Genomic DNA, 19,522 nt, shown 5'->3' with positions numbered 1-19,522 from the left:
AGGACCAGTGAGCGAGCAGCCCGACACCACCTCGTACGACGTGGCGCCGGAGGCGACCGTGTCCGACGACGTGGACACCCTCGCCGTCGCGGTCGCCGAGCTGCGTCCGGCCCTCGAGGCGATCTTGATGGTCTCCGACGAGCCGCTCGACAAGGTGCGGCTCGCCTCGGTCGTCGGTCACCCGGTCACCGAGGTCGAGGCCGCCCTCCAGGCGCTCGCCGAGGAGTACGCCGAGCAGGGCCGCGGCTTCGACCTGCGACCGGTCGCGGGTGGGTGGCGCTTCTACTCCCGTCCGGAGTACGCAGGTGTCGTCGAGTCGTTCGTCCTCGAAGGACAGCAGGCCCGACTGACGCAGGCGGCACTGGAGACCCTGTCCGTCGTGGCCTACAAGCAGCCCGTGTCGCGCGCGCGGGTCTCGGCCATCCGCGGCGTCAACGTCGACGGGGTGATGCGCACCCTTCTGTCGCGGGGGCTGGTGGAGGAGGCCGGCCAGGACGACCAGAGCGGTGCCAACCTCTACCGCACCACGTCCTACTTCCTGGAGCGGATCGGGATCACCTCGCTCGAGGAGCTGCCCGAGCTCGCCCCCTACCTTCCCGACATGGACGACCTCGAGGACGAGCTCGCCAGCGTCGCGGGCCTCGACGCCGCCGAGTCGCAACCTCCCTCGGAGCCGCAGCCGCCCGCCGAGCCGCAGCCGCCCGCCGAGCCGCAGCCGCCCGCCGAGCCGCAGCCGCCCGCCGAGGTGGAGACACCCGACGCACCCGAGGCGCCCGCGCCGACTCATGCCTCACCGCACAGCGGCGACGGCACGGAGCCCGACGGCGGGACCGAGGTCACCTGAGCATGCAGCCCCACGACGCCGATCCCTCCCAGCCCGCCTCCCACCGCCCGACCCCCGACGCCGACGGCACGATCCGGCTCCAGAAGCTGCTGGCCCAGTCGGGCGTGGCCAGCCGGCGCAAGTGCGAGGAGCTCATGCTGGAGGGATCGGTGGAGGTCGACGGCGAGGTCGTCACCCGCCTCGGCACCAAGGTCGACCCGCACACCGCTGTCGTACGGGTGCGGGGCAAGCGGCTGCCACCGATCTCGCCCCACGTCTACCTCGTGCTCAACAAGCCACGCGGAGTCGTCTCCACGATGAGCGACCCGGAAGGCCGTCCGCACCTCGGCGAGCTCGTCGCCGGGCGGCCCGAGCGGCTCTTCCACGTCGGCCGGCTCGACACCGACACCTCTGGCCTGCTGATCCTCACCAACGACGGTGACTTCGCCCAGCGCCTGGCGCATCCGTCGTACGAGGTGGACAAGACCTACGTCGCCGAGGTCGAGGGCCAGGTCCGCCCGAGCACGCTCAAGGAGCTGCTCGCCGGGGTGACGCTGGACGACGGGCCGGTGACGGTGTCGCAGGTGCGCATCGTCAGCGGCAGCCACGGGCGCACCACCCACGACCGCACGATCGTCGAGCTGGTCATCCACGAGGGCCGCAACCGGATCGTGCGCCGCCTGCTCGCCCACGTCGGTCACCCGGTGACCCAGCTGACCCGCACCCAGATCGGGCCGGTGTCGCTCGGCAAGCTGCCGGTGGGGGAGATGCGGGAGCTCAGCCTCGACGAGCTGGGCGAGCTGATGGACAGCGCGCAGCTCTGACGACGCCCGCCGTTAAGGTTCTCCCGTGGCAGTGAGGGCAGTGCGGGGTGCGACCCAGCTCGATGAGGACACCCGTGAGCACATGCTGGACCGGGTGGCCGAGATGGTCACGGACGTCATGTCGGCCAACGGGCTGGACGTCGACGACTTCATCTCGATCATCTTCACCGCGACCAGCGACCTGACCAGTGAGTTCCCGGCCTATGCCGCGCGCCAGCTGGGCTTCTCCGACGTCCCGCTCGTGTGCGCCCGCGAGCTGGAGATCGAGGGATCGATGCCGCGCGTGGTCCGCCTGATGGCGCACGTGGAGACCGACCTGCCGCGCGCCGAGATCACCCACGTCTACCTCCACGGTGCGGCCAACCTGCGCCGCGACCTGAGCCGGACGACCAGTCATGACTGACGACCCGCTGCCGGCACTGACCGGACCTGTCGAGGTCGTCGGAGCGGGCCTCGTCGGCACCTCGATCGCCCTCGTGTGCCGCCGCCTCGGCCTCGACGTCGTGCTGCGCGACACCTCGGAGGAGAACGTGCGCACGGCGACCGGCCTCGGCGCCGGACGCGTCGCAGCGCGCGGCGACCGTCCCCAGCTCGTGGTCGTCGCCGTGCCGCCCGCGGCGATCGCTGCGACGGTGGCCGACGCGCTGCGACGTACGGACGCGGTGGTGACCGACGTCGGCAGCGTGAAGGCGGCCCCTCTGGAAGCCGTCGCCGCGCAGGTGCGTCCTGTCGAGCTGCGCAGGTACGTCGGCTCGCACCCGATGGCGGGCAGCGAGCGCTCGGGTCCGCTCGCCGCGAGTGCCGCGCTCTTCGATGGCCGGCCGTGGGCCGTCACGCCGCACGCCACCGCCGATCCCGACGCCGTGGGCCTGGTGGAGGCCCTCGTGCTGGAGTGCGGGGCGGCCCCGGTCCTGATGGATCCCGCCGACCACGACCGCGCCGTCGCGCGGACCTCGCACCTGCCCCACCTGGCCGCGGTGCTGGTCGCAGGCCGGCTCGCCCACGCCCCCGCGGAGCACCTCGCCCTCTCCGGCCAGGGAGTGCGCGACGTGACCCGGGTCGCGGCCAGCGACCCTGACCTGTGGCAGCAGATCCTCGGGGCCAACGCGGAGGCGGTGCTCGACCTCCTCGCCGAGGTGCGGGCCGACCTCGACACGCTCATGTCGGCGGTCGCGACGGGCTCCGGCGACGACCTGGCCGAGATCCTCACTCGCGGCAACGCCGGCACGGCGGCGATCCCCGGCAAGCACGGCGGCCCGGCCCGCCCGACGCGCTCGGTCTTCGTCTCGGTGCCAGACCACCCCGGCGAGCTGGCCCGCCTGTTCGGGGACGCCGGGGAGATCGGCGTCAACATCGAGGACGTCCACATCGACCACGACCCCGGCCGGCCGGTCGGCCTCACCGAGCTGGTCGTCGAGAAGGGCAGTGCCGAGCACCTGCTCGCCGCTCTCGAATCCCGCGGGTGGACCACTCACCGGTAACCTTCACGCCCGTGAGCAGCGCCGGCACCACCCCCCACGACAGCAGCCTCGTCATCGCCGTCGACGGCACCTCCGGGTCGGGCAAGTCGAGCACCTCTCGTGGCGTGGCCGAGCGTCTCGGCCTCCGCTACCTCGACACCGGGGCGATGTTCCGGGCGATGACGTGGTGGCTGCTGCGTGAGGGCATCGACGTACGCGACGCGGCAGTGGTCGCGGCCGCCGCCCACCGTCCGCGCATCGAGTCCGGCACCGACCCGCTCGCGCCCACCATCACCGTCGACGGCGTCGACGTCTCCGTCGAGATCCGCAGTCATGAGGTGACGGCGGCCGTCAGCCCGGTCAGTGCGGTGCCCGAGGTGCGGGCCCGGCTGCTCCAGCTCCAGCGTGAGGTCATCGGGGAGGGCGGCATCGTGGTCGAGGGCCGTGACATCGGCTCGGTCGTGTGGCCGCAGGCGGAGGTCAAGGTCTACCTGAGCGCCGAGCCCGACGCCCGCGCCGAGCGCCGCTCGGCGGAGCAGGGCGGCACCGACGTGGCCAGCACCCAGCAGTCCCTCCTCGAGCGCGACCGGATCGACTCGGGTCGGGCCACCGCGCCGCTGACCATGGCGGAGGGTGCCGTGCACGTCGACAGCACGCACCTCACGCTGGTGGAGGTCATCGACCGCATCGTCGGGCTAACCGGTCACGTCGCCCCGGAGGCCTGGGAGGGCTCGTGAGCGGGGCCGACCTCCCCGCCAGCAGCACCGAGCACCCTCCGACGCGCCTGCTGGGCGTGGTGCGCCCGGTCTCCTCATGGCTCGTCCAGCGCCGCTGGGACGTGGTCGTGCACCACTCGGATCGGGTCCCGGCGAGCGGCGGGGTCATCCTCGCCGCCAATCACATCGGCATCATCGACGGTCCGCTGCTGGCGGTCCTCGCCCCGCGACCGGTGCACGCGCTCACCAAGCGCGAGATGTTCGAGGGCGGACTCGGCGGCTTCCTGCGCCGCGCCGGCCAGATCCCGCTCGACCGCTTCGCCCCCGACCCGGGGGCGATCCGGTCCAGCCTGCGGGTCCTGCGGGACGGGGGAGTGGTCGGCATCTTCCCGGAGGGCACCCGCGGCGACGGCGAGCTGCGCCGGTTCCACCACGGCGCGGCCTACCTGGCGTTGGTGACCGGGGTCCCCGTCGTGCCCGTCACGATGATCGGCACCCGGCCTCCCGGCGGCGGGTCAAACGCCTTGCCGGAGCGCGGGGCGACCATCGAGATCGTCTTCGGTCGGGCGTGGCAGACGACACACCAAGCCTGGCCCCGCACGCGGGAACACGTGACCGCCACGTCGGTGTTGCTACGAGGGCACATGCTGTCCGAGCTGGACAGCGCCCTCTCGCAGACGCGCCGATCCTTGCCCGGGCCCCTTCCTGCGGGACAATCCGAGGACGACCCCGACACCGGGCTCGTCGAGCATTGAAGAGAGCTGTGAGCACGCATGAGTGAGTACGACGCCGTCGCCGTCGAGACCGACTCCGGTCCGACGCCCGTCCTGGCCGTGGTGGGCCGCCCCAACGTGGGCAAGTCCACCCTGGTCAACCGCATTATCGGACGCCGCGAGGCGGTCGTGGAGGACCGGCCGGGAGTCACCCGGGACCGCGTCTCCTACGACGCCAACTGGAACGGGCGCGCCTTCACGGTCGTCGACACCGGCGGCTGGGACCCGGACGCGCGCGGAATGGCGGAGCGCATCCGCGCGCAGGCCGAGATGGCGGTCACGCTGGCTGACGCCGTGCTCTTCGTCGTCGACGCGACCGTCGGCATCACCGACGCCGACGAGGCTGTCGTACGCATCCTGCGTGCGTCGGGCAAGCCAGTCGTCCTGGCCGCCAACAAGGTCGACGACCAGCGCACCGAGGCCGAGGCCTACGGGCTCTGGAACCTCGGCCTGGGCGAGCCGTGGCCGGTCTCCGCGCTCCACGGCCGGGGTTCGGGCGACATGCTCGACGCGATCCTGGCGGCCCTGCCCGAGACGCCCCAGGAGTCCTTCGAGGAGGTCGGCGGCCCGCGCCGGATCGCCATCGTCGGCAAGCCCAACGTCGGCAAGTCCTCCCTGCTCAACATGCTGGCCAAGGAGGACCGGGTGGTGGTCGACGACGCCGCCGGCACCACCGTCGACCCCGTCGACGAGCTGATCACCCTGGGCGATCGCACCTGGCGCTTCATCGACACCGCCGGCATCCGCAAGCGGGTCAACCAGGCCTCCGGCCACGAGTACTACGCCTCGCTGCGCACCTCCACGGCGATCGACCGTGCCGAGGTGGCCGTGCTGGTGCTCGACGCCAGCCAGACGGTCTCCGAGCAGGACATGCGGATCATCCAGACCATCCGCGACGCGGGCCGGGCGATGATCATCGCGTTCAACAAGTGGGACCTCGTCGACGAGGAGCGCCGCTACTACCTCGAGCGGGAGATCGAGCGGGACCTGGTGCAGGTGCGTTGGGCGCCGCGGGTCAACTTCACCGCCCGCACCGGCTGGCACGTGGACCGGCTCGTCCCGGCGATCGACAAGGCCCTCGAGGGGTGGGAGACCCGGATCGGCACGGGGGCGCTCAACACGTTCCTCGGTCGCCTGGTCGCCGAGCACCCGCACCCGGTGCGCAGCGGCAAGCAGGCCCGGATCCTGTTCGCCACGCAGCCCTCGACGGCGCCCCCGACGTTCGTGCTGTTCACGACCGGCAAGCTGGACGCGTCCTACGAGCGCTTCATCGAGCGCCGCCTTCGCGAAGAGTTCGGCTTCGCCGGCACGCCGATCGTCATCCAGCAGAAGCCCCGCGAGAAGCGCAAGCGCTGACACGGGAGGGTCCGGGCTCAGGGCGTGAGGCCTTCGGCGATCAGCCAGTCCATCGGGTCGACGGGGGCGCCGCCGGCGGGGCGTACCTCGAGGTGCAGGTGGGGGCCGGTCGAGTTGCCGGTCGACCCCACCGTGCCGACCGGATCAGCGACGTCCACGTACTGGCCGGCGTAGACGGACGCGTCGGTCTGGTGGCAGTACCAGATCTCCGTGCCGTCGGGCAGGGTCACGATGGTGCGCAGGCCGTAGGGACCGGAGAAGGCGACATCGGTCACCTCGCCGGCGGCCACTGCGACGATCTGCTCGCCCGCCGAGGCCCCGAAGTCCTGGCCGCCGTGCTCGGCCTCCCAGAGGGGGCCGGTGAGGCCGAAGCCCGCCGACACGCGGTACGACGCCAACGGCAGCACCGCCCGCACCTCGTCCGGGTCGCCGGTGTAGCCGTACGTCGCGAGCACGGCCTTGCGGCCCACGAGCGCCCGCTCGCGAGCGTCGGCCCGTCGGTTGAGCGCCATGAGGCTCTGCTCACGCTCGCGCAGCTGGCGCGCCAGCTCGCGCGCGCGGGTCCGGTGCCCGCCCTCGCGCGCGCCGCTCTGCTGCCCGCCGTCGCGGACGGTGGGCTCGGGCACAACGGCAGTGGCTCGCGGAGCAGGCAGGCTCAGAGCGATGGCCGCCGCGACGACGGCCACCACGAGGCCGGCACGGCGCGGCAGTGATGACACGGATGGCTCCCACAGGTTGATGGTTCATCCTGTGCGGAGCGCCGCGGTGCGTCTGTCGTTGCCGGGCAAATGGCCCACAAGGACTAGGGACTCGTAGGCATTCGTCACTCACGCCGGGGGGCGTGGACTAGAACGGGCGGGTCGATTGAGGAGGTGTGCGACGGCTGCGGTAACGTTCACCTCGCTTCGCGGGCCTTCGTGCCGGAGGCATTCGGGCTGTAGCGCAGCTTGGTAGCGCACCTGACTGGGGGTCAGGGGGTCGCAGGTTCAAATCCTGTCAGCCCGACCGAAAAGTAGCCCCTGACCTGCGGAAACGCAGGTCAGGGGCTACTTGGTTACTTGTAACGTCCGGCTTGTGTCGCGCTTGGTGACCCAGAAACGTTTGCGGCGGCCTGCCTGGTCCGTCAGGTCTGGCGCTGCGGAGCCTTGCCGAAGGGCTGCGTCACCGGATCGACGTTCGGTGGCGAAGGTAATGGGAGGGTCACGTCATCACCGACCGCGAGCACCACTGGTGTCCCGTGGTGGGACGTGTCGAGGGGATCGCCGCCGAGGAGACGGTACGTCGCCGCCGCGTCGGCGACGTCGCCGTCTGTCCGATCGCGGTGGACGTCCACGAGGAGCGTTCTTCCCTGGAATGTCATGCGGAAGCACAGGCGGTGGAGCTTCGGCGGCAGCCGGGGAGCGAACGTGATGCGTCCGCCGTGATCCCGCATCCCCCCGAACCCGGCGACCGCCACGGACCACGTGCCCGCGGCCGCGGCGATGTGGACACCATCGTCCACGTTGCCGTGGACGTTGAGGATGTCGGTGAAGGCGACCTCGGCCCAGTAGTCATAGGCCAGGTCGAGGTGTCCCACCTCGGCCGCGATGATGGCCTGTGGTGCGGCGGACAGTGACGAGTCACGGACTGTGCGGGCCTCGTAGTAGGCGAAGTTCCGAGCCTTCTGCTGCGCGGTGAAGGCGTCCCCGCGCAGGTGCATGGCCAGAACCAGGTCGGCCTGCTTGACGACCTGCTTGCGGTAGAGCTGGAAGTACGGATAGTGCAGCAGCAGCGGGTAGTGCTCGGGCGGGGTCGCCCTGAAGTCCCACTCGCCGTGCTGGGTGAAGTCCTCCGACTGGGCGTGGACACCGAGCCGCTCGTCGTACGGCAGCCGTACGACGTCGGCAGCAGCGCGCCACCTCTCGATCTCATCTTGGCTGACACCGAGTCTTGCCGCGGCGTCCGGCCAAAGCCCGCAGGCGTCGGCCGCCGTCCGCAGGTTCTGCTGGGCCATCAGGTTCGTGTAGACGTTGTCGTCGACGACGGCGGTGTACTCGTCGGGGCCGGTGACGCCATCGATCCGGAAGCACGCCTCGTTGGAGAAGTGGCCCAAGGATGCCCACAGCCGAGCCGTCTGCACGAGTAGCTCGATGCCGAGCGTGCCCGCGAACTCCTCATTGCCAGTCGCCGCGACGTACCGAGCCGTCGCGTCGGCGATGTCGGCGTTCACGTGGAACCCGGCCGTGCCTGCCGGCCAGTACCCGGAGCACTCCTCGCCGTGGATGGTCCGCCAGGGGAACGCGGCGCCGTCGAGGCCGAGCTCTGCCGCGCGCGCCACCGCTGTCGGGAGGGTGTGGTGGCGCCACGTGAGCGCACCTCTGGCGGCTTCCGGCGCCGTGTAGGTCAGCATCGGGAGCACAAAGGTCTCGGTGTCCCAGAAGGCATGACCGTCGTAGCCCGGTCCGGTCAGACCCTTGGCCGGGATGGCTTGGGACTCGGTCCGTGCACCAGCCTGGAGGACGTGGAACATCGACACCCGCACGGCCTGTTGCAGTGCCGGGTCGCCGTCGATCTCGATGTCTCCCCGATCCCAGAAGTCGTCGAGGTACTCCCGCTGCTGCGCTGCCAGCGCGTCCCAGCCGGCCAACCTGGCCATCCCGAGCGCGGCATCGGCCTGGTCCCGCAGGGCAGAAGCCGATCGCCTGCTCGACCAGCTGTAGGCCAGCAGCTTCACCAGGCGCAGCCGTTGCCCCGGCTTGAGCTCGGAGGTGACCGTCAGCCGGGCGAGGTCCTCGTCGGACTCCATGGTGGTGACCGCACCGTCGGGGAGGTCGAGCAGGTGGTCCATCCCGGCAGCGATCCGCAGCCCGCTGCGAGCGGTGCGGTGCACCAGGACCGCTCGGTGTTCGTGACAGCTGCTCAGCTCGCCCTGCAGCGGTCGGGTCAGGGGAGCGGGGGCGCGGGGGTCGCGGGAGGGCTGGACGTTGCTCTCGTTCGCCAACAGGTCGGACTGGAGCGCCAGGTAGAACCCGTCGCCCAGCGGTTCCACGTCGTAGCAGATCGCCGCGAGCATCCGATGGGCGAACGAGACCAGCCGTCGCGACGTGACGCGGACGCTCGATCCGTTGGGTGCGGTCCAGTCCGTACGGCGCTCCACGACGCCGGCCCGCAGGTCCAGCACCCGCTCATGGGACCGGACCCGGCCGTAGCGGAGGTCGAGGGGTGAATCCCCGACGTGCAGCCTGATGAGCTTGCCGTCGGTCACGTTGACGACCGTCTGGCCGGACTGCGGGAACCCGTACCCGGCCTCAGGATGCGGGAGCGGTCGCTCTTCGTAGAAGCCATTGACGTACGTGCCCGAGACGACGTGCGGTTCGCCCTCCTCGAGGGATCCGCGGAGTCCGATGTGCCCGTTCGACAGTGCGAACAAGGACTCCGTCGCCGCGAGGTCCGACGGGTCGAGTCGCGCGGTCCTCAAGTGCCACGGTTCGACGTGGAAGGGACCGACGGGTGCCTCGGCCGGGCGCGTCACTGGTCGCCCAGCAGGTCGCTCAGGTCGTCGACGACGATGTCCGCACCGGCCTCACGGAGGGCCTCCGCCTGGCCTCCGCGGTCCACTCCCACCACGAACCCGAAGCCGCCGGCCCGCCCGGCCGCTACCCCCGCCAACGCGTCCTCGAAGACGGCGGCCCGAGCGGGCTCGACCCCGAGCAGGCGGGCGGCCGCCTGGAACGTGTCTGGTTGCGGTTTGCCCGGCAACGCCTCCCGCTCGGCGAACAGGCCATCGACGCGCTGCTCGACGAGATGCTCGAGGCCCGCGGCGCGGATCACCTCCGCGCCGTTCGACGAGGAGGTGACGACTGCGGTCCGGATGCCCGCGTCGTGCACGGCGCGCAGGTAGGTGGCCGAGCCGGCGATGACCTCCACGCCGTCCCGGGCGAGGGCCTGCAGGAGCAGCTCGTTCTTGCGGTTGCCGACCCCGGAGACAGTGTCGGCCTCGGGAGGGTCGGCGGGCGAACCCTCGGGCAGCGTGATGCCACGACCGGTCAAGAAGTCGCGCACCCCGTCGCGGCGGGGTTTGCCGTCGACGAAACGCAGGTAGTCCTCGTCCGTGAAAGGCGGCTGGTCGTGGGCGGCCAGCAATGGGTCGAACACGTCACGCCAGGCAGACCTGTGCACTCCAGAGGTCTGGGTCAGCACCCCGTCCAGATCGAACAAGCACGCCAAGGTGCGTTCGGGAAGTCCGAAGCGGTTCACGTTCCTCAACGTACCGGGCAGGGCGCTCACGTTTGGAGGGATACGGAGGTCGGCAGTCATGGGCGCGGCCAGATTGCCTCAGGCCGCGGCGCGCTCGTGGTCGTGGACCCGAGGGTCCGGTGAGGCCGGGAACGGAACAGTCGAGGGGTGGCGCGGGGGATCGATTCGTCGCTGTTCGAGTGCGTACAGCCACATCATCCCTCCGTAGTTGATCGTGCTGAGAACGATCGCGGCCACGATGAACACTGCGAGTGTTGATGTCATGAAGGCTCCTTCAGGGGGCATGCGCAAACCCTTTGCGCTACGCACAGCGTAGCGTAAGCGGGCAAGGAACTATTCCTCTGCGGTAGGCGAGCACGAAGTGCAGCGCCGTCGTGCTTGGAGGCGGTGAAGTCTCAGGCGGGGTCGCTGGTCACGACGGCGACTGCGGACGAAGCTCCGTGGATCACGGCATGGCTGACCGACCCAAGCAGCAGCCCCTCGAACGCACCACGACCACGCGTTCCCACGACCACCATCCCTGCGTCGCTAGAGGCCGCGACCAGGGTCTGCTCGGCGGGGCAGTCCTCGACTCGTACCGCGACGGCCAAGCGAGGATGCGATGCACGCGCCTGCGCCGCAGCCGCGACGGCCATCCGGTGCGCCGAGGCTCGAAGTTCCTCTTCGTCCACATCCTTGACCTGGTGACCGCCTGTGCACGTGACCACCTCCAATGATGCTGAGCCACCAGCGGCACGCTCGGCAGCGAACTGGACGGCAGCAGAACCCTCGTCGGATCCGTCGGTGCCGACGACGACCGGGTGCCGTGGGCCGGGCTGACGGTCACGCGCCTCGTCGTTGACGACCACCACCGGGCAGGTCGCCCGGGCGGCGACGGCGAAGGCGACCGAGCCGAGCAATGCACCGGCGACGCGACCGTAACCGCGGCTGCCTAGCACGAGGAGCTCGGCGAGCTCGCTTGCTTCGGTGAGCGCCTGCGCCGGGCTCGTCACCTCGGTGGCACCCGAGATCCAGAGGCCGGGGTGCACCTCGAGAGCTTCTGCCACTCCACGGGCGGTGACCTCCTCGGCCGCTTCGAGCGCCAACGGATCTCGATGGAACAGCCCAGGGCCTGGTTCGACGGTCATCCCGGGGTAGTTGGCGGCGTACAGCACGAGCAGCGGTGCATCGCAGCGAGCTGCTTCCTCAGCACCCCACACCAACGCGGTGCGGGCGTGCTCCTTGCCGTTGTAGCCGACCACCACGGCGCCTCGAGGATGAGATCGTCCCGACCAGGCGCCCACTTCGTCGTAGCTCACGTGGCCTCCGAACGTTGCTCACCTGTGTCTGACGCTACCGCAGCCGAGGCTGCCGCCCCGAGGCTCATGGTGCTCCGCGCGGCTCTCCGGGACCCGGGATCACGCCGTCGAGCTCGTTGACGACCAGGAGCTCCTCACGCACCTGACCTGCACGGATCGATGCCCGCCCGACCATGTGGTTCGCCACGGGGGTGGTGAGCAGCTGGAAGAATCCGACGAGCACCAGGATCCCGACCGTCTCGGGCTCCCGGAGGCGGAAGCCGAGACCGATGAGGACGAGCCAGAGGCCGAGCACCTGAGGCTTGGTGGCTGCGTGCATCCGACTGAGCAGGTCGGGGAGCCGAAGAATGCCGATCGCGGCGATCAGTGCCAGCAGCGCGCCCACCAGGAAGCAGGTCGCTGCGACCGCGTCCGCGGCCTGTGCCCAGCTCACGATCGCTCCGCGTCGATGTCGTCGCTGCCCCGGGTGAAGCGCGCGACGCTGACCGATCCGACGAACCCGAGGAGGGTGAGCACCAACAGGATCGGGAGGGTGTGGGTGTGCCGGTTCAGTGCGGCCTCGAGCCCCAGGGCGCAGATGCCGATGGCCACGAACATGTCGAGCGCGACAGCGCGGTCCAGCAACGTGGGACCCATGGTCATCCGAGCGACGGTGCAGACGGCGGCGGCGAGCAGGATCGCCGCGCACACGAGGAGTACGACGGTCATGGCTGATCTCCTGAGGTCGAGGGCGAGGTCTCGTCGAGGTGGTCCACGTGGTGGCCGAATGCCTTCACCACTCGGGCCTCCTGGTCGAGCACGCTCTGGCGGAAGTGCTCCACGCCTGCTGCGTCCCCGACGTCGAGCACGTGCAGGAAGAGAGTGTGGGTGGAACGCCTGGCCTCCACGACGAGGCTGCCAGGAATGAGGCAGGTCATCTCAGCGACCACGGTCAGCACGAAGTCGGACGGGGTGCGCAGGCTCACCTCCACCACGGCGTTGCGCGGCGGACGCCCCCGCCGGAGCACCACCCGCGAGACCTGGACGCTGGACACGACGACGTCAGCGACGAACCGCGCGACCAGCCAGACAAGGGGCAGCGGGCGGACGCGGACGTCGAGCCGCAGCGGGGGGAGCGGGAACACGAGACAGGCGATGCAGGCGACCGCCAACCCGCCGGCGACCGTCATGGGGGAGACGTCTCCCCACAGCACCACCCATATCACGGTGAGCCAGACCAGCATGGGGAGCTGGAGCGCTCGGTAGCGCGCCGGACGGTTCCGGCCGTCGCGACGGGTCTTCAGCTGCGGGCTCATCGACTGCCTCCGCCGAGAACTGCGTCGACGTAGGGCGATCGCTGCAAGAGGTCCTTGGCGGTGCGGTCGGTGTAGCCGAACAGCGGTCCGGCGACCAGGGTGAACGCGAGGCTGAACGCGACCAGAGCGGCCGTGGGCAGCACCATCGAGGGGGGCAGCCGGTCAGGAAGCTGGTCGTCACGCAGCAGCTGGTAGAGGTCTCGGTCGGGTTCGTCGTCGTCACGCACGCGCCGGGCGGCTTCGAGGTCGAAGGGGGCGTACGCCGTCCCGCCGACGTGCACGTGCCCACGGTGGCGCACCATCGTGACCGAAGGGTGCTGGGTGTCGGCCTCCTCGCCGGGGTTGGGCAGTGCCTGAGCGGTCTCGTGGGCCTGCTCCGGAGTGCGCCAGAAGGCGATCGTCCATGTCTTCGCCACGGCGTAGAGGGTGAGCAGGCTGGTCACCACCCCGCCGGCGACCAGCGCGACGGCCAGGGGGGTGCCGGCCTCGAGGCCCGCCTGCAGCAGGCCCACCTTGCCCAAGAACCCGGACATGGGCGGAATCCCTGCGAGGTTCATCGCCGGCACGAAGAACAAGATGCCGAGAACGGGCGCGAGCCGCGCCAGCCCGCCGAGCCGGAGCAGTGCCGTGCTCCCGGCGCGGCGCTCGATGAGGCCCACGACCAGGAACAGTGCCGTCTGGATGGTGATGTGGTGGGCAACGTAGAAGACGGCACCAGAGATCCCGGCCTCGGTGGCGAGGCCGATGCCGAAGATCATGTAGCCGATGTGACTGACGAGGGTGAACGACAGCATCCGCTTGATGTCGGACTGTGCAACCGCACCAAGGATCCCGATCACCATCGTCACCAAGGCCGCCCACAGCAGCAGGTCGGTCAGCGGGCTGTCGGGGAACAACAGTGTCTGCATCCGCAAGATGGCGTAGACCCCGACCTTCGTCAGCAAGCCCGCGAACACCGCCGTCACTGGTGCCGGTGCCGTCGGATAGCTGTCCGGGAGCCACAGCGAGAGCGGGAACACAGCGGCCTTGACCGAGAACGTCACGAGCAGGAGGAGCTGCAGGGTCAGGCTCACGGCGTCCGGGAGCTCCTCGATGCGCTGGGCGAGCTGCGCGAGGTTGAGGCTCCCCGTGGCGGCGTAGACCGCCGCGATGGAGATCAGGAACAGCGATGACGACAGCATGTTCACGACGACGTAGATCGTGCCGGCGCGGATCCGGGTCGCGGTGCCACCCAGGGTGAGGAGGACGTAACTGGCGAACAGCAGCATCTCGAAGCTGACGAAGAGGTTGAACAGGTCGCCGGCGAGGAACGCGTTGGAGACGCCCGCAACCAGCACGAGGAACGTGGGGTGGTAGATCGAGACCGGGGCCTCGCGTGCGTCGCCCGTCATGCCCTGGCCGACCGAGTAGGCGAACACGAGAAGCGTGACCACGGCCGACACCAGCAGCATCAGGGCGGAGAGCCGATCCGCCACCAGGCTGATGCCCAGCGGCGGGGTCCAGGCGCCCAGCCAGGCGACTTGGGGGCCGTGCTGGTCGGCGCGGACCAGCAGCACTGCGGCGATCGCGACGACGGCCGTGAGCACGGACAAGCTGACCGTCCGCTGTGCCCGCGGTCGCCCGGAGAGCATGAGGGCTGCGCCGGCTCCCAGGAGGGGCAGGATCACCGGCAACGGGACGAGGAGCGTCATCGCGTTGCTCACGCTCCTTCCTCGGTGCGGACGTCGTCGTCCTGGCCGCCGGTGGCGAGGTCGTGGCTGTCGGAGGCCTCGTCGGCCGCCGCCAGGCGGCGGATCGATGCGTCCTCCACGTCGTCCTGCACGTCGTCGTTGGAGTTGAGCTGCCAGCTGCGGTGGGCCATGGCCAGCAGGAACGCCGTGGTGCCGAGGGCGATGACGATGGCGGTGAGGACGAGCGCCTGCGGAAGGGGGTCGGACATGGCGGACGGGGCGGTGCTGCCTTTGAGCGGCGCGTCGCCGGCACGGCCGCCGGCGATGAGGAACAGGAGGTTGATGCCGTTGCCCATGACCAGCAGACCCACCAGGACTCGGGTCAGGCTGCGCTCGAGGACGAGGTACACCCCGCAGCCGATGAGCGCCGAGGCAGTGACGATGAGGGTGAGGTTCGTGCTCACGGCGCGGCCGCCTGCTCTGCATCCCGCTGCTCGCGGAGGATCTGCCGATCGATCCGGGAGCCGAGGGTGCGCAGCATGTCCAGGACCAGGCCGACCACTACGAGGTAGACGCCGATGTCGAAGAGGGTCGAGGTGACCAGGTGCAGTTTGCCCACCAGGGGGAGCACCAGGTCGACCTGTGCGCTCTGGAGCACGGCCCCACCGAAGACAAGGGGAGCCAGGGCAGACACGGCCGCGACGAACAGTCCGGTGCCCATGAGGACTCCGGCGTCGATGGGCGCGGCCTCGTCGAGCTCGTAGCGGCCACCGGCGAGGTAGCGGACCATGAGCGCCAGTCCGGTGACCATCCCGGCCGCGAACCCGCCGCCGGGGTTGTTGTGCCCGGCGAGGAGCAGGTAGAAGGCGAATACGATGAGGGCGGGGAACAGCAGCCTGGCCACCACCTCGAAGATGATCGATCGACGGTCCGGTGGCAGCGTTCTCGGGCCGGGCAGCCACACGCGTCGTCCCGCTTGCGTCGAGACCTTCGAGACCGACGCCGGGAAGGGGATGTCGTACACACGCCTGATCCCGGCGATACGAGTGTCCAGGAACAGCAGGCTCGCCACCCCGGTCGCCGCTGCGACGAGCACCGAGATCTCGCCGAAGGTGTCCCAGGCCCTGATGTCGACCAGGATCACGTTGACGATGTTGTGGCCGCCCCCGAACTCCACGGCCTCCTCCGGATAGGTCGCCGAGACAGGGTCCGCGGTGCGAGCCCCCGTCGTGACGAGCATGACCAGGCCGATCACGGACCCGACGGCCAAGCCCAGCGCCATCCGCAAGTAGCGCCGGGGCGACAGCGGCCGGTCGGTGAAGTACGCCGGGAGGCGGCGCAGCACGAGCACGAAGACGACGAGGCTGGTCGTCTCCACCAGGACCTGGGTCAGGGCCAGGTCTGGTGCGCCGTGGAGGGCGAACATCATCGCCGTCCCGTAGCCGGTCACGCCGGCGAGCATGACGGCGCGCAGCCGACGGCGGGAGCGGGCCGTGAAGAGTGCGGCCACGATCATGACGGCTCCCACCGCGGCTTGGGCCGGGGTGTCCCAGAGCACGGTGTCGACGGGGCCGTCGAGCGCGGTGAGCACGGACGCGCCGGGCAGGAGCAGCACGACAACGAGGATGACGACGAGGTAGGCCGCCACGGATCCACGCTGCGTGAGGCCGGTCGTCTCCACGGCCAGTCGGTCGACGGTCCGCATGAGGAGCCGGTAGCCGCCCTCGGCCGTCCACGACCAGGAGACCGCGCCCTGGAAGGCTCCGACGTCCCTGCGGCGCACGAACAGTCCAAGGCCCAGGAGCAGGGCAAGGGCCGAGAACGCGAGTGGCAGCTCGAGGCCGTGCCACAGCGCGAGCTCCACGTCGTGAGCCCCCGAAGGGAACTGACCGGCATGAGGCGCGAGGACGACGCTCAACGCATGGCCCGCGAACCCCAGCCCGACGGTGAGCACCGTCAGGACGACCGGTGCGAGCAGGAAGGCAGCTGGTTCGGGTGTGTACGGCGTGGGCTCGAGGCCCGGCTTCGTGGCGAGGGTCCCCCACAGGAGACGTGCGGTGTAGGCAACGGTCAGCACCGAGCCGAGGACCACCCCGACCAGCACCAGCCAGCCGGCGATGGGGGAGAGGCCCGGCCGGTCGCTCTCGCGCGCGACGTCGAGCAGGGATCCGAAGACGCTCTCCTTGGCGACGAAGCCGAGCAGCGGCGGGAGGCCAGCCATCGACGCCCCGGCGACGACGGCGGTGACGAGCACCACCGGCGACTCTCTGCCGACCCCCGAGAGGGCCCGGATGTCACGGGTGCCGGATTGGTGCTCGACGATGCCGACGACGAGGAAGAGAGTCGCCTTGAACAGCGCGTGCCCGAGCAGCAGCGCCAGACCGGCGATAGCCGTCGCCCGGGTGCCGATGCTGAAGACGATGAGGAGGAATCCGAGCTGGCTCACGGTCCCGTAGGCGAGCAGCAGCTTCGCGTCGTACTGGCGCAGCGCACGCCAGCCACCGAGCAGCATGGTTCCGACGCCGAGCGTCAACACGATCTCGTGCCATCCCGCTGTGCCGGCGAACCCCGGCGCGAGGAGGGCGACGAGGTAGACGCCGGCCTTCACCATGGAAGCGGCGTGCAGGTAGGCACTCACGGGGGTTGGCGCCGCCATCGCACCTGGGAGCCAGAAGTGGAACGGGATGAGGGCTGACTTGGAGAGCGCACCGACGAGGACGAGGGCGATCGCGACCGTGGTGGTTGGTCCGGTCGGCGCGTCGGCGAGCAGTGCGCTGATCCGGTGCGTGCCAGCCTCCTGGCCGAGCACCAGCATCCCGACCAGCATGGCCAGCCCGCCCAGTGTGGTGACGATGAGCGCTTGCATGGCTGCCTGGCGACTGGCCCTCTGGGCCGGGTCGCTGCCGATCAAGAGGTAGGAGAAGACGGTCGTCAGCTCCCAGAAGACGTAGAGGACGAGCAGGTCGTCGCACACGACCAGGCCGAGCATCGATCCCGCGAACGCGACGAAGTTGCCGGAGAAGGACGACAGACCGGGGTCGTCGTCAGCGAAGTACCAGGCGCAGTACGCCAGCACGAGCGCGCCGATGCCCGTCACGATCAACGCCATCAGCCACTGAAGTGCCCCCAGTCGGAAGGCCAGCTCGATGTCCAGGCTGGGCACCCAGTCGATGACTTCGACCACGCCCCGCCCGGCGTGCACGCCACGGGTCTGTCCCAGCATCCACAGAAATCCGACCAGCGGCACGAGCGCCAGCACCAGGAAGGCTCGCCGCCCCAGCCTCGCGACCAACGCCGGAGCCAACATGGCAGCGACGAAGTGCGCAGCGACGAGGATGATCAAGAAACCCTCCTCCTGGTTCGTCCGGACAGCCACACTGTAGAGAAGTCAGCGATGGCGAGCCGCACCCGATTCGGACGGATCCAGGCCGCCCGTTGACTAGCGTCGACCGCGTGTCGGACGCTCCGTCATGGCGGCCCACATCAGGTCCACGCACCTGTCGATGAAGTCGTCGGCGACGACGCCGCGTCGCACGAGCTCGCCCAGGTAGGCACCGATCAGCAGGCTCACGACAGTGTCCGGCTCCAGCCCGCCACGAAGCGTCCCAGCGGCGATGTCCGCGCGGATCAGCTCCACGAGCGCGTCGGCGTAGGGATTCAGGACGCCACGGAACAGCTCGCTGAACCGCGGGTCGTCGTCACTGAGGATCGAAGCCAGGCCCCCTGGTCCGAGCACGTCGGACATCTGGTGCCACGCCTGGCCCAGCGCCCACCGGATCCTGTCCCGCGGTGTCTCGCCGACCGGTTCGAGGGGCGGAACGATGGCTGCGGTCAGCGCTGCACGCAGCACGGCCTCCCGATCGGAGTAGCGGCGGTAGATGGTCGTCTTGGCGACGCCGGACTCCGCCGCCACGGCCTCGACGGTGACGGCGCGCGAACCTCCCTCGCGCAGGAGGCGCAGAGCCGCCCCGTGAATGCTGGCGTCCGTCTCGGCACGACGGGGACGCCCGGGAGAAGAAGAGCTGCTCAACGTGGGACCTCTCATCGGAATAACTACGCTACGCGTAGCGTTATTCTAGCAAACCCAACGACCGAAGGAGGGCGCTGTGAACGAGTTCTTGCCATGGATGTTGCTGATCCCACTCGTCGTCACGGTGACAGCCCTCCTGATCGCCGGCGTGATCCACCTCGCGGTGGCAGCCGATCGATTCGACAACGAGACAGTGCCCATCGAGGGCACAGAAGGAGGGTGGACGACGTGATCGTCTACAACGAACTGGTCGCACTCACGGCAGGCGCGGGCCTACTGGGCTTCGCGGCCTTCCTGGCGCAGATCATCAAGGGCACCCGCATCGAGAGCGAGGGCTGGGCAGGGTTCTTCGGAGTCACCGGAGTCCTGCTCCTCGTGCTGGGCATCCACACCACCGTGACTTGGCCCTTCGGTGGGGGTGGATTCGAGTACGCCAACATCGCCTTCGGCCAGCCCGCCGCGGCATTCGGAGCACTGCTGCTCCTCGCCGCCGTCTACCTTTGGCGCCACCGTGCGCTCTATGCGGGCAAGGTTGCAGACGCCAACGCCGCGACACTGGCAGCGTTCAAGCCGGTCGGGATCTTCGTCGGCGCACTCGGTCTGGCCATGGGAGTCCTGGCCATCACCTTCGTCCGGTTCCAGCTCGGTGCGGCTCCTCCGGAGGAACCCATCAGTGGTCGGTTCGGACACCTACCCATCCTCGAGGCGCTGTTCCTCGGCGGGCTCTGGGGCGTCGTCGCGATCGGAGCGTTGCTCTTCGCGGCCGCACTGTGGACCGACCGGCCCCAGCTTCTCCGTTGGGCAGTCTGGGCCTGGGTCGTCGGAGGCGTCGTGTTCCTGCTCTTCGGGGCGATGAACTTCTACACGCACATCGGCATGTACTACAACATCGAGCACGGGACCATGCACAAGTGGTGATCTGACGGCCGGCCGCAGCGCGGCCGAGGATGCGACTGACCAGCCGAGAGCCCCTGGCCCCCAGGGGCTCTTGACGCTGGGTGCGCTGGTGCGGGGGCCCGCCCGGTGCGAGCGTGGATGGAG

General features: G+C 70.0%; 21 protein-coding genes and 1 tRNA gene. 10 read left to right on the top strand and 12 right to left on the bottom strand.

Annotation, left to right across the window (positions count from 1 at the left end; all coding sequences use genetic code 11):
- Positions 1–7 precede the first annotated feature (7 nt).
- The 7 genes from scpB to der are packed head-to-tail and all read left to right on the top strand — an operon-like array spanning position 8 to position 5,952.
- The gene (gene scpB / locus J3P44_RS09060) at positions 8–844 is read left to right on the top strand and encodes an SMC-Scp complex subunit ScpB (RefSeq protein WP_255889982.1); all 837 of its coding nucleotides are present in this window, start codon (positions 8–10) and stop codon (positions 842–844) included.
- 2 nt (positions 845–846) lie between these two features.
- Positions 847–1,647 (top strand): pseudouridine synthase, encoded by an 801-nt coding sequence (locus J3P44_RS09055; protein WP_255889981.1) that lies wholly within the window; start codon positions 847–849, stop codon positions 1,645–1,647.
- Between the two features lie 25 nt (positions 1,648–1,672).
- On the top strand, positions 1,673–2,050 hold the full coding sequence (gene aroH / locus J3P44_RS09050) for a chorismate mutase (RefSeq protein WP_255889980.1): 378 nt from the start codon (positions 1,673–1,675) through the stop codon (positions 2,048–2,050).
- On the top strand, positions 2,043–3,128 hold the full coding sequence (locus tag J3P44_RS09045) for a prephenate dehydrogenase (protein WP_255889979.1): 1,086 nt from the start codon (positions 2,043–2,045) through the stop codon (positions 3,126–3,128). The genes aroH and J3P44_RS09045 overlap by 8 nt, the downstream gene beginning before the upstream one ends.
- A gap of 11 nt (positions 3,129–3,139) precedes the next feature.
- Positions 3,140–3,844, top strand: a complete 705-nt coding sequence (gene cmk, locus J3P44_RS09040) for a (d)CMP kinase (protein ID WP_255889978.1) — start codon at positions 3,140–3,142, stop codon at positions 3,842–3,844.
- Positions 3,841–4,578 carry a lysophospholipid acyltransferase family protein gene (locus tag J3P44_RS09035; protein ID WP_255889977.1) on the top strand — a complete coding sequence of 246 codons (738 nt, stop codon included), beginning with the start codon at positions 3,841–3,843 and terminating at the stop codon, positions 4,576–4,578. The genes cmk and J3P44_RS09035 overlap by 4 nt, the downstream gene beginning before the upstream one ends.
- An 18-nt stretch (positions 4,579–4,596) precedes the next feature.
- Entirely contained in the window at positions 4,597–5,952 is a 1,356-nt protein-coding gene (gene der, locus J3P44_RS09030) for a ribosome biogenesis GTPase Der (protein ID WP_255889976.1), read from the top strand.
- Positions 5,953–5,969: 17 nt separating this feature from the next.
- On the opposite strand, the gene J3P44_RS09025 is transcribed toward der, so the two are convergent.
- On the bottom strand, positions 5,970–6,671 hold the full coding sequence (locus tag J3P44_RS09025) for a M23 family metallopeptidase (RefSeq protein WP_255889975.1): 702 nt from the start codon (positions 6,669–6,671) through the stop codon (positions 5,970–5,972).
- A gap of 212 nt (positions 6,672–6,883) precedes the next feature.
- On the opposite strand from J3P44_RS09025, the gene J3P44_RS09020 reads away from it, so the two are divergent.
- A tRNA-Pro gene (locus J3P44_RS09020) sits at positions 6,884–6,957 on the top strand.
- Between the two features lie 118 nt (positions 6,958–7,075).
- Here J3P44_RS09020 and J3P44_RS09015 read toward each other — a convergent pair.
- The 11 genes from J3P44_RS09015 to J3P44_RS08965 all read right to left on the bottom strand — a co-directional run bounded on the left by J3P44_RS09015 (position 7,076) and on the right by J3P44_RS08965 (position 18,496).
- Entirely contained in the window at positions 7,076–9,409 is a 2,334-nt protein-coding gene (locus tag J3P44_RS09015) for a glycoside hydrolase family 65 protein (RefSeq protein ID WP_255889974.1), read from the bottom strand.
- Positions 9,410–9,459: 50 nt separating this feature from the next.
- A complete protein-coding gene (locus J3P44_RS09010; protein WP_255889973.1) occupies positions 9,460–10,248 on the bottom strand; it encodes an HAD family hydrolase in 789 nt (262 codons plus the stop codon).
- An 18-nt stretch (positions 10,249–10,266) separates the two neighbouring features.
- On the bottom strand, positions 10,267–10,452 hold the full coding sequence (locus tag J3P44_RS09005) for a hypothetical protein (RefSeq protein ID WP_255889972.1): 186 nt from the start codon (positions 10,450–10,452) through the stop codon (positions 10,267–10,269).
- 131 nt (positions 10,453–10,583) lie between these two features.
- Positions 10,584–11,486 (bottom strand): universal stress protein, encoded by a 903-nt coding sequence (locus J3P44_RS09000; protein WP_255889971.1) that lies wholly within the window; start codon positions 11,484–11,486, stop codon positions 10,584–10,586.
- A 64-nt stretch (positions 11,487–11,550) separates the two neighbouring features.
- Complete coding sequence (gene mnhG / locus J3P44_RS08995; protein WP_255889970.1) at positions 11,551–11,919, bottom strand: monovalent cation/H(+) antiporter subunit G; 369 nt, start codon at positions 11,917–11,919, stop codon at positions 11,551–11,553.
- Complete coding sequence (locus tag J3P44_RS08990) at positions 11,916–12,194, bottom strand: MrpF/PhaF family protein (RefSeq protein ID WP_255889969.1); 279 nt, start codon at positions 12,192–12,194, stop codon at positions 11,916–11,918. Before J3P44_RS08990 ends, mnhG begins: the two co-directional genes overlap by 4 nt.
- Positions 12,191–12,781 carry a Na+/H+ antiporter subunit E gene (locus J3P44_RS08985; RefSeq protein ID WP_255889968.1) on the bottom strand — a complete coding sequence of 197 codons (591 nt, stop codon included), beginning with the start codon at positions 12,779–12,781 and terminating at the stop codon, positions 12,191–12,193. Before J3P44_RS08985 ends, J3P44_RS08990 begins: the two co-directional genes overlap by 4 nt.
- Positions 12,778–14,484, bottom strand: a complete 1,707-nt coding sequence (locus J3P44_RS08980; RefSeq protein ID WP_255889967.1) for a Na+/H+ antiporter subunit D — start codon at positions 14,482–14,484, stop codon at positions 12,778–12,780. The genes J3P44_RS08985 and J3P44_RS08980 overlap by 4 nt, the downstream gene beginning before the upstream one ends.
- Complete coding sequence (locus tag J3P44_RS08975) at positions 14,481–14,915, bottom strand: Na(+)/H(+) antiporter subunit C (protein WP_255889966.1); 435 nt, start codon at positions 14,913–14,915, stop codon at positions 14,481–14,483. The genes J3P44_RS08980 and J3P44_RS08975 overlap by 4 nt, the downstream gene beginning before the upstream one ends.
- On the bottom strand, positions 14,912–17,794 hold the full coding sequence (locus tag J3P44_RS08970) for a Na+/H+ antiporter subunit A (RefSeq protein ID WP_255889965.1): 2,883 nt from the start codon (positions 17,792–17,794) through the stop codon (positions 14,912–14,914). The genes J3P44_RS08975 and J3P44_RS08970 overlap by 4 nt, the downstream gene beginning before the upstream one ends.
- A gap of 96 nt (positions 17,795–17,890) precedes the next feature.
- On the bottom strand, positions 17,891–18,496 hold the full coding sequence (locus tag J3P44_RS08965; protein ID WP_255889964.1) for a TetR/AcrR family transcriptional regulator: 606 nt from the start codon (positions 18,494–18,496) through the stop codon (positions 17,891–17,893).
- A gap of 61 nt (positions 18,497–18,557) precedes the next feature.
- Between J3P44_RS08965 and J3P44_RS25460 the strand changes: the two genes are divergently transcribed.
- Both J3P44_RS25460 and J3P44_RS08955 read left to right on the top strand, forming a co-directional pair.
- Positions 18,558–18,713, top strand: a complete 156-nt coding sequence (locus J3P44_RS25460; RefSeq protein ID WP_255889963.1) for a hypothetical protein — start codon at positions 18,558–18,560, stop codon at positions 18,711–18,713.
- On the top strand, positions 18,710–19,399 hold the full coding sequence (locus J3P44_RS08955) for a DUF981 family protein (protein ID WP_255889962.1): 690 nt from the start codon (positions 18,710–18,712) through the stop codon (positions 19,397–19,399). Before J3P44_RS25460 ends, J3P44_RS08955 begins: the two co-directional genes overlap by 4 nt.
- Positions 19,400–19,522 lie beyond the last annotated feature (123 nt).

Origin of the sequence: Nocardioides astragali, from assembly GCF_024436375.1 — a bacterium.
GTDB classification, from domain to species: Bacteria; Actinomycetota; Actinomycetes; order Propionibacteriales; family Nocardioidaceae; genus Nocardioides; species Nocardioides astragali.
Note: the sequence above shows the minus strand (reverse complement) of the source record. Positions and strands in the feature narration are given on the sequence as shown.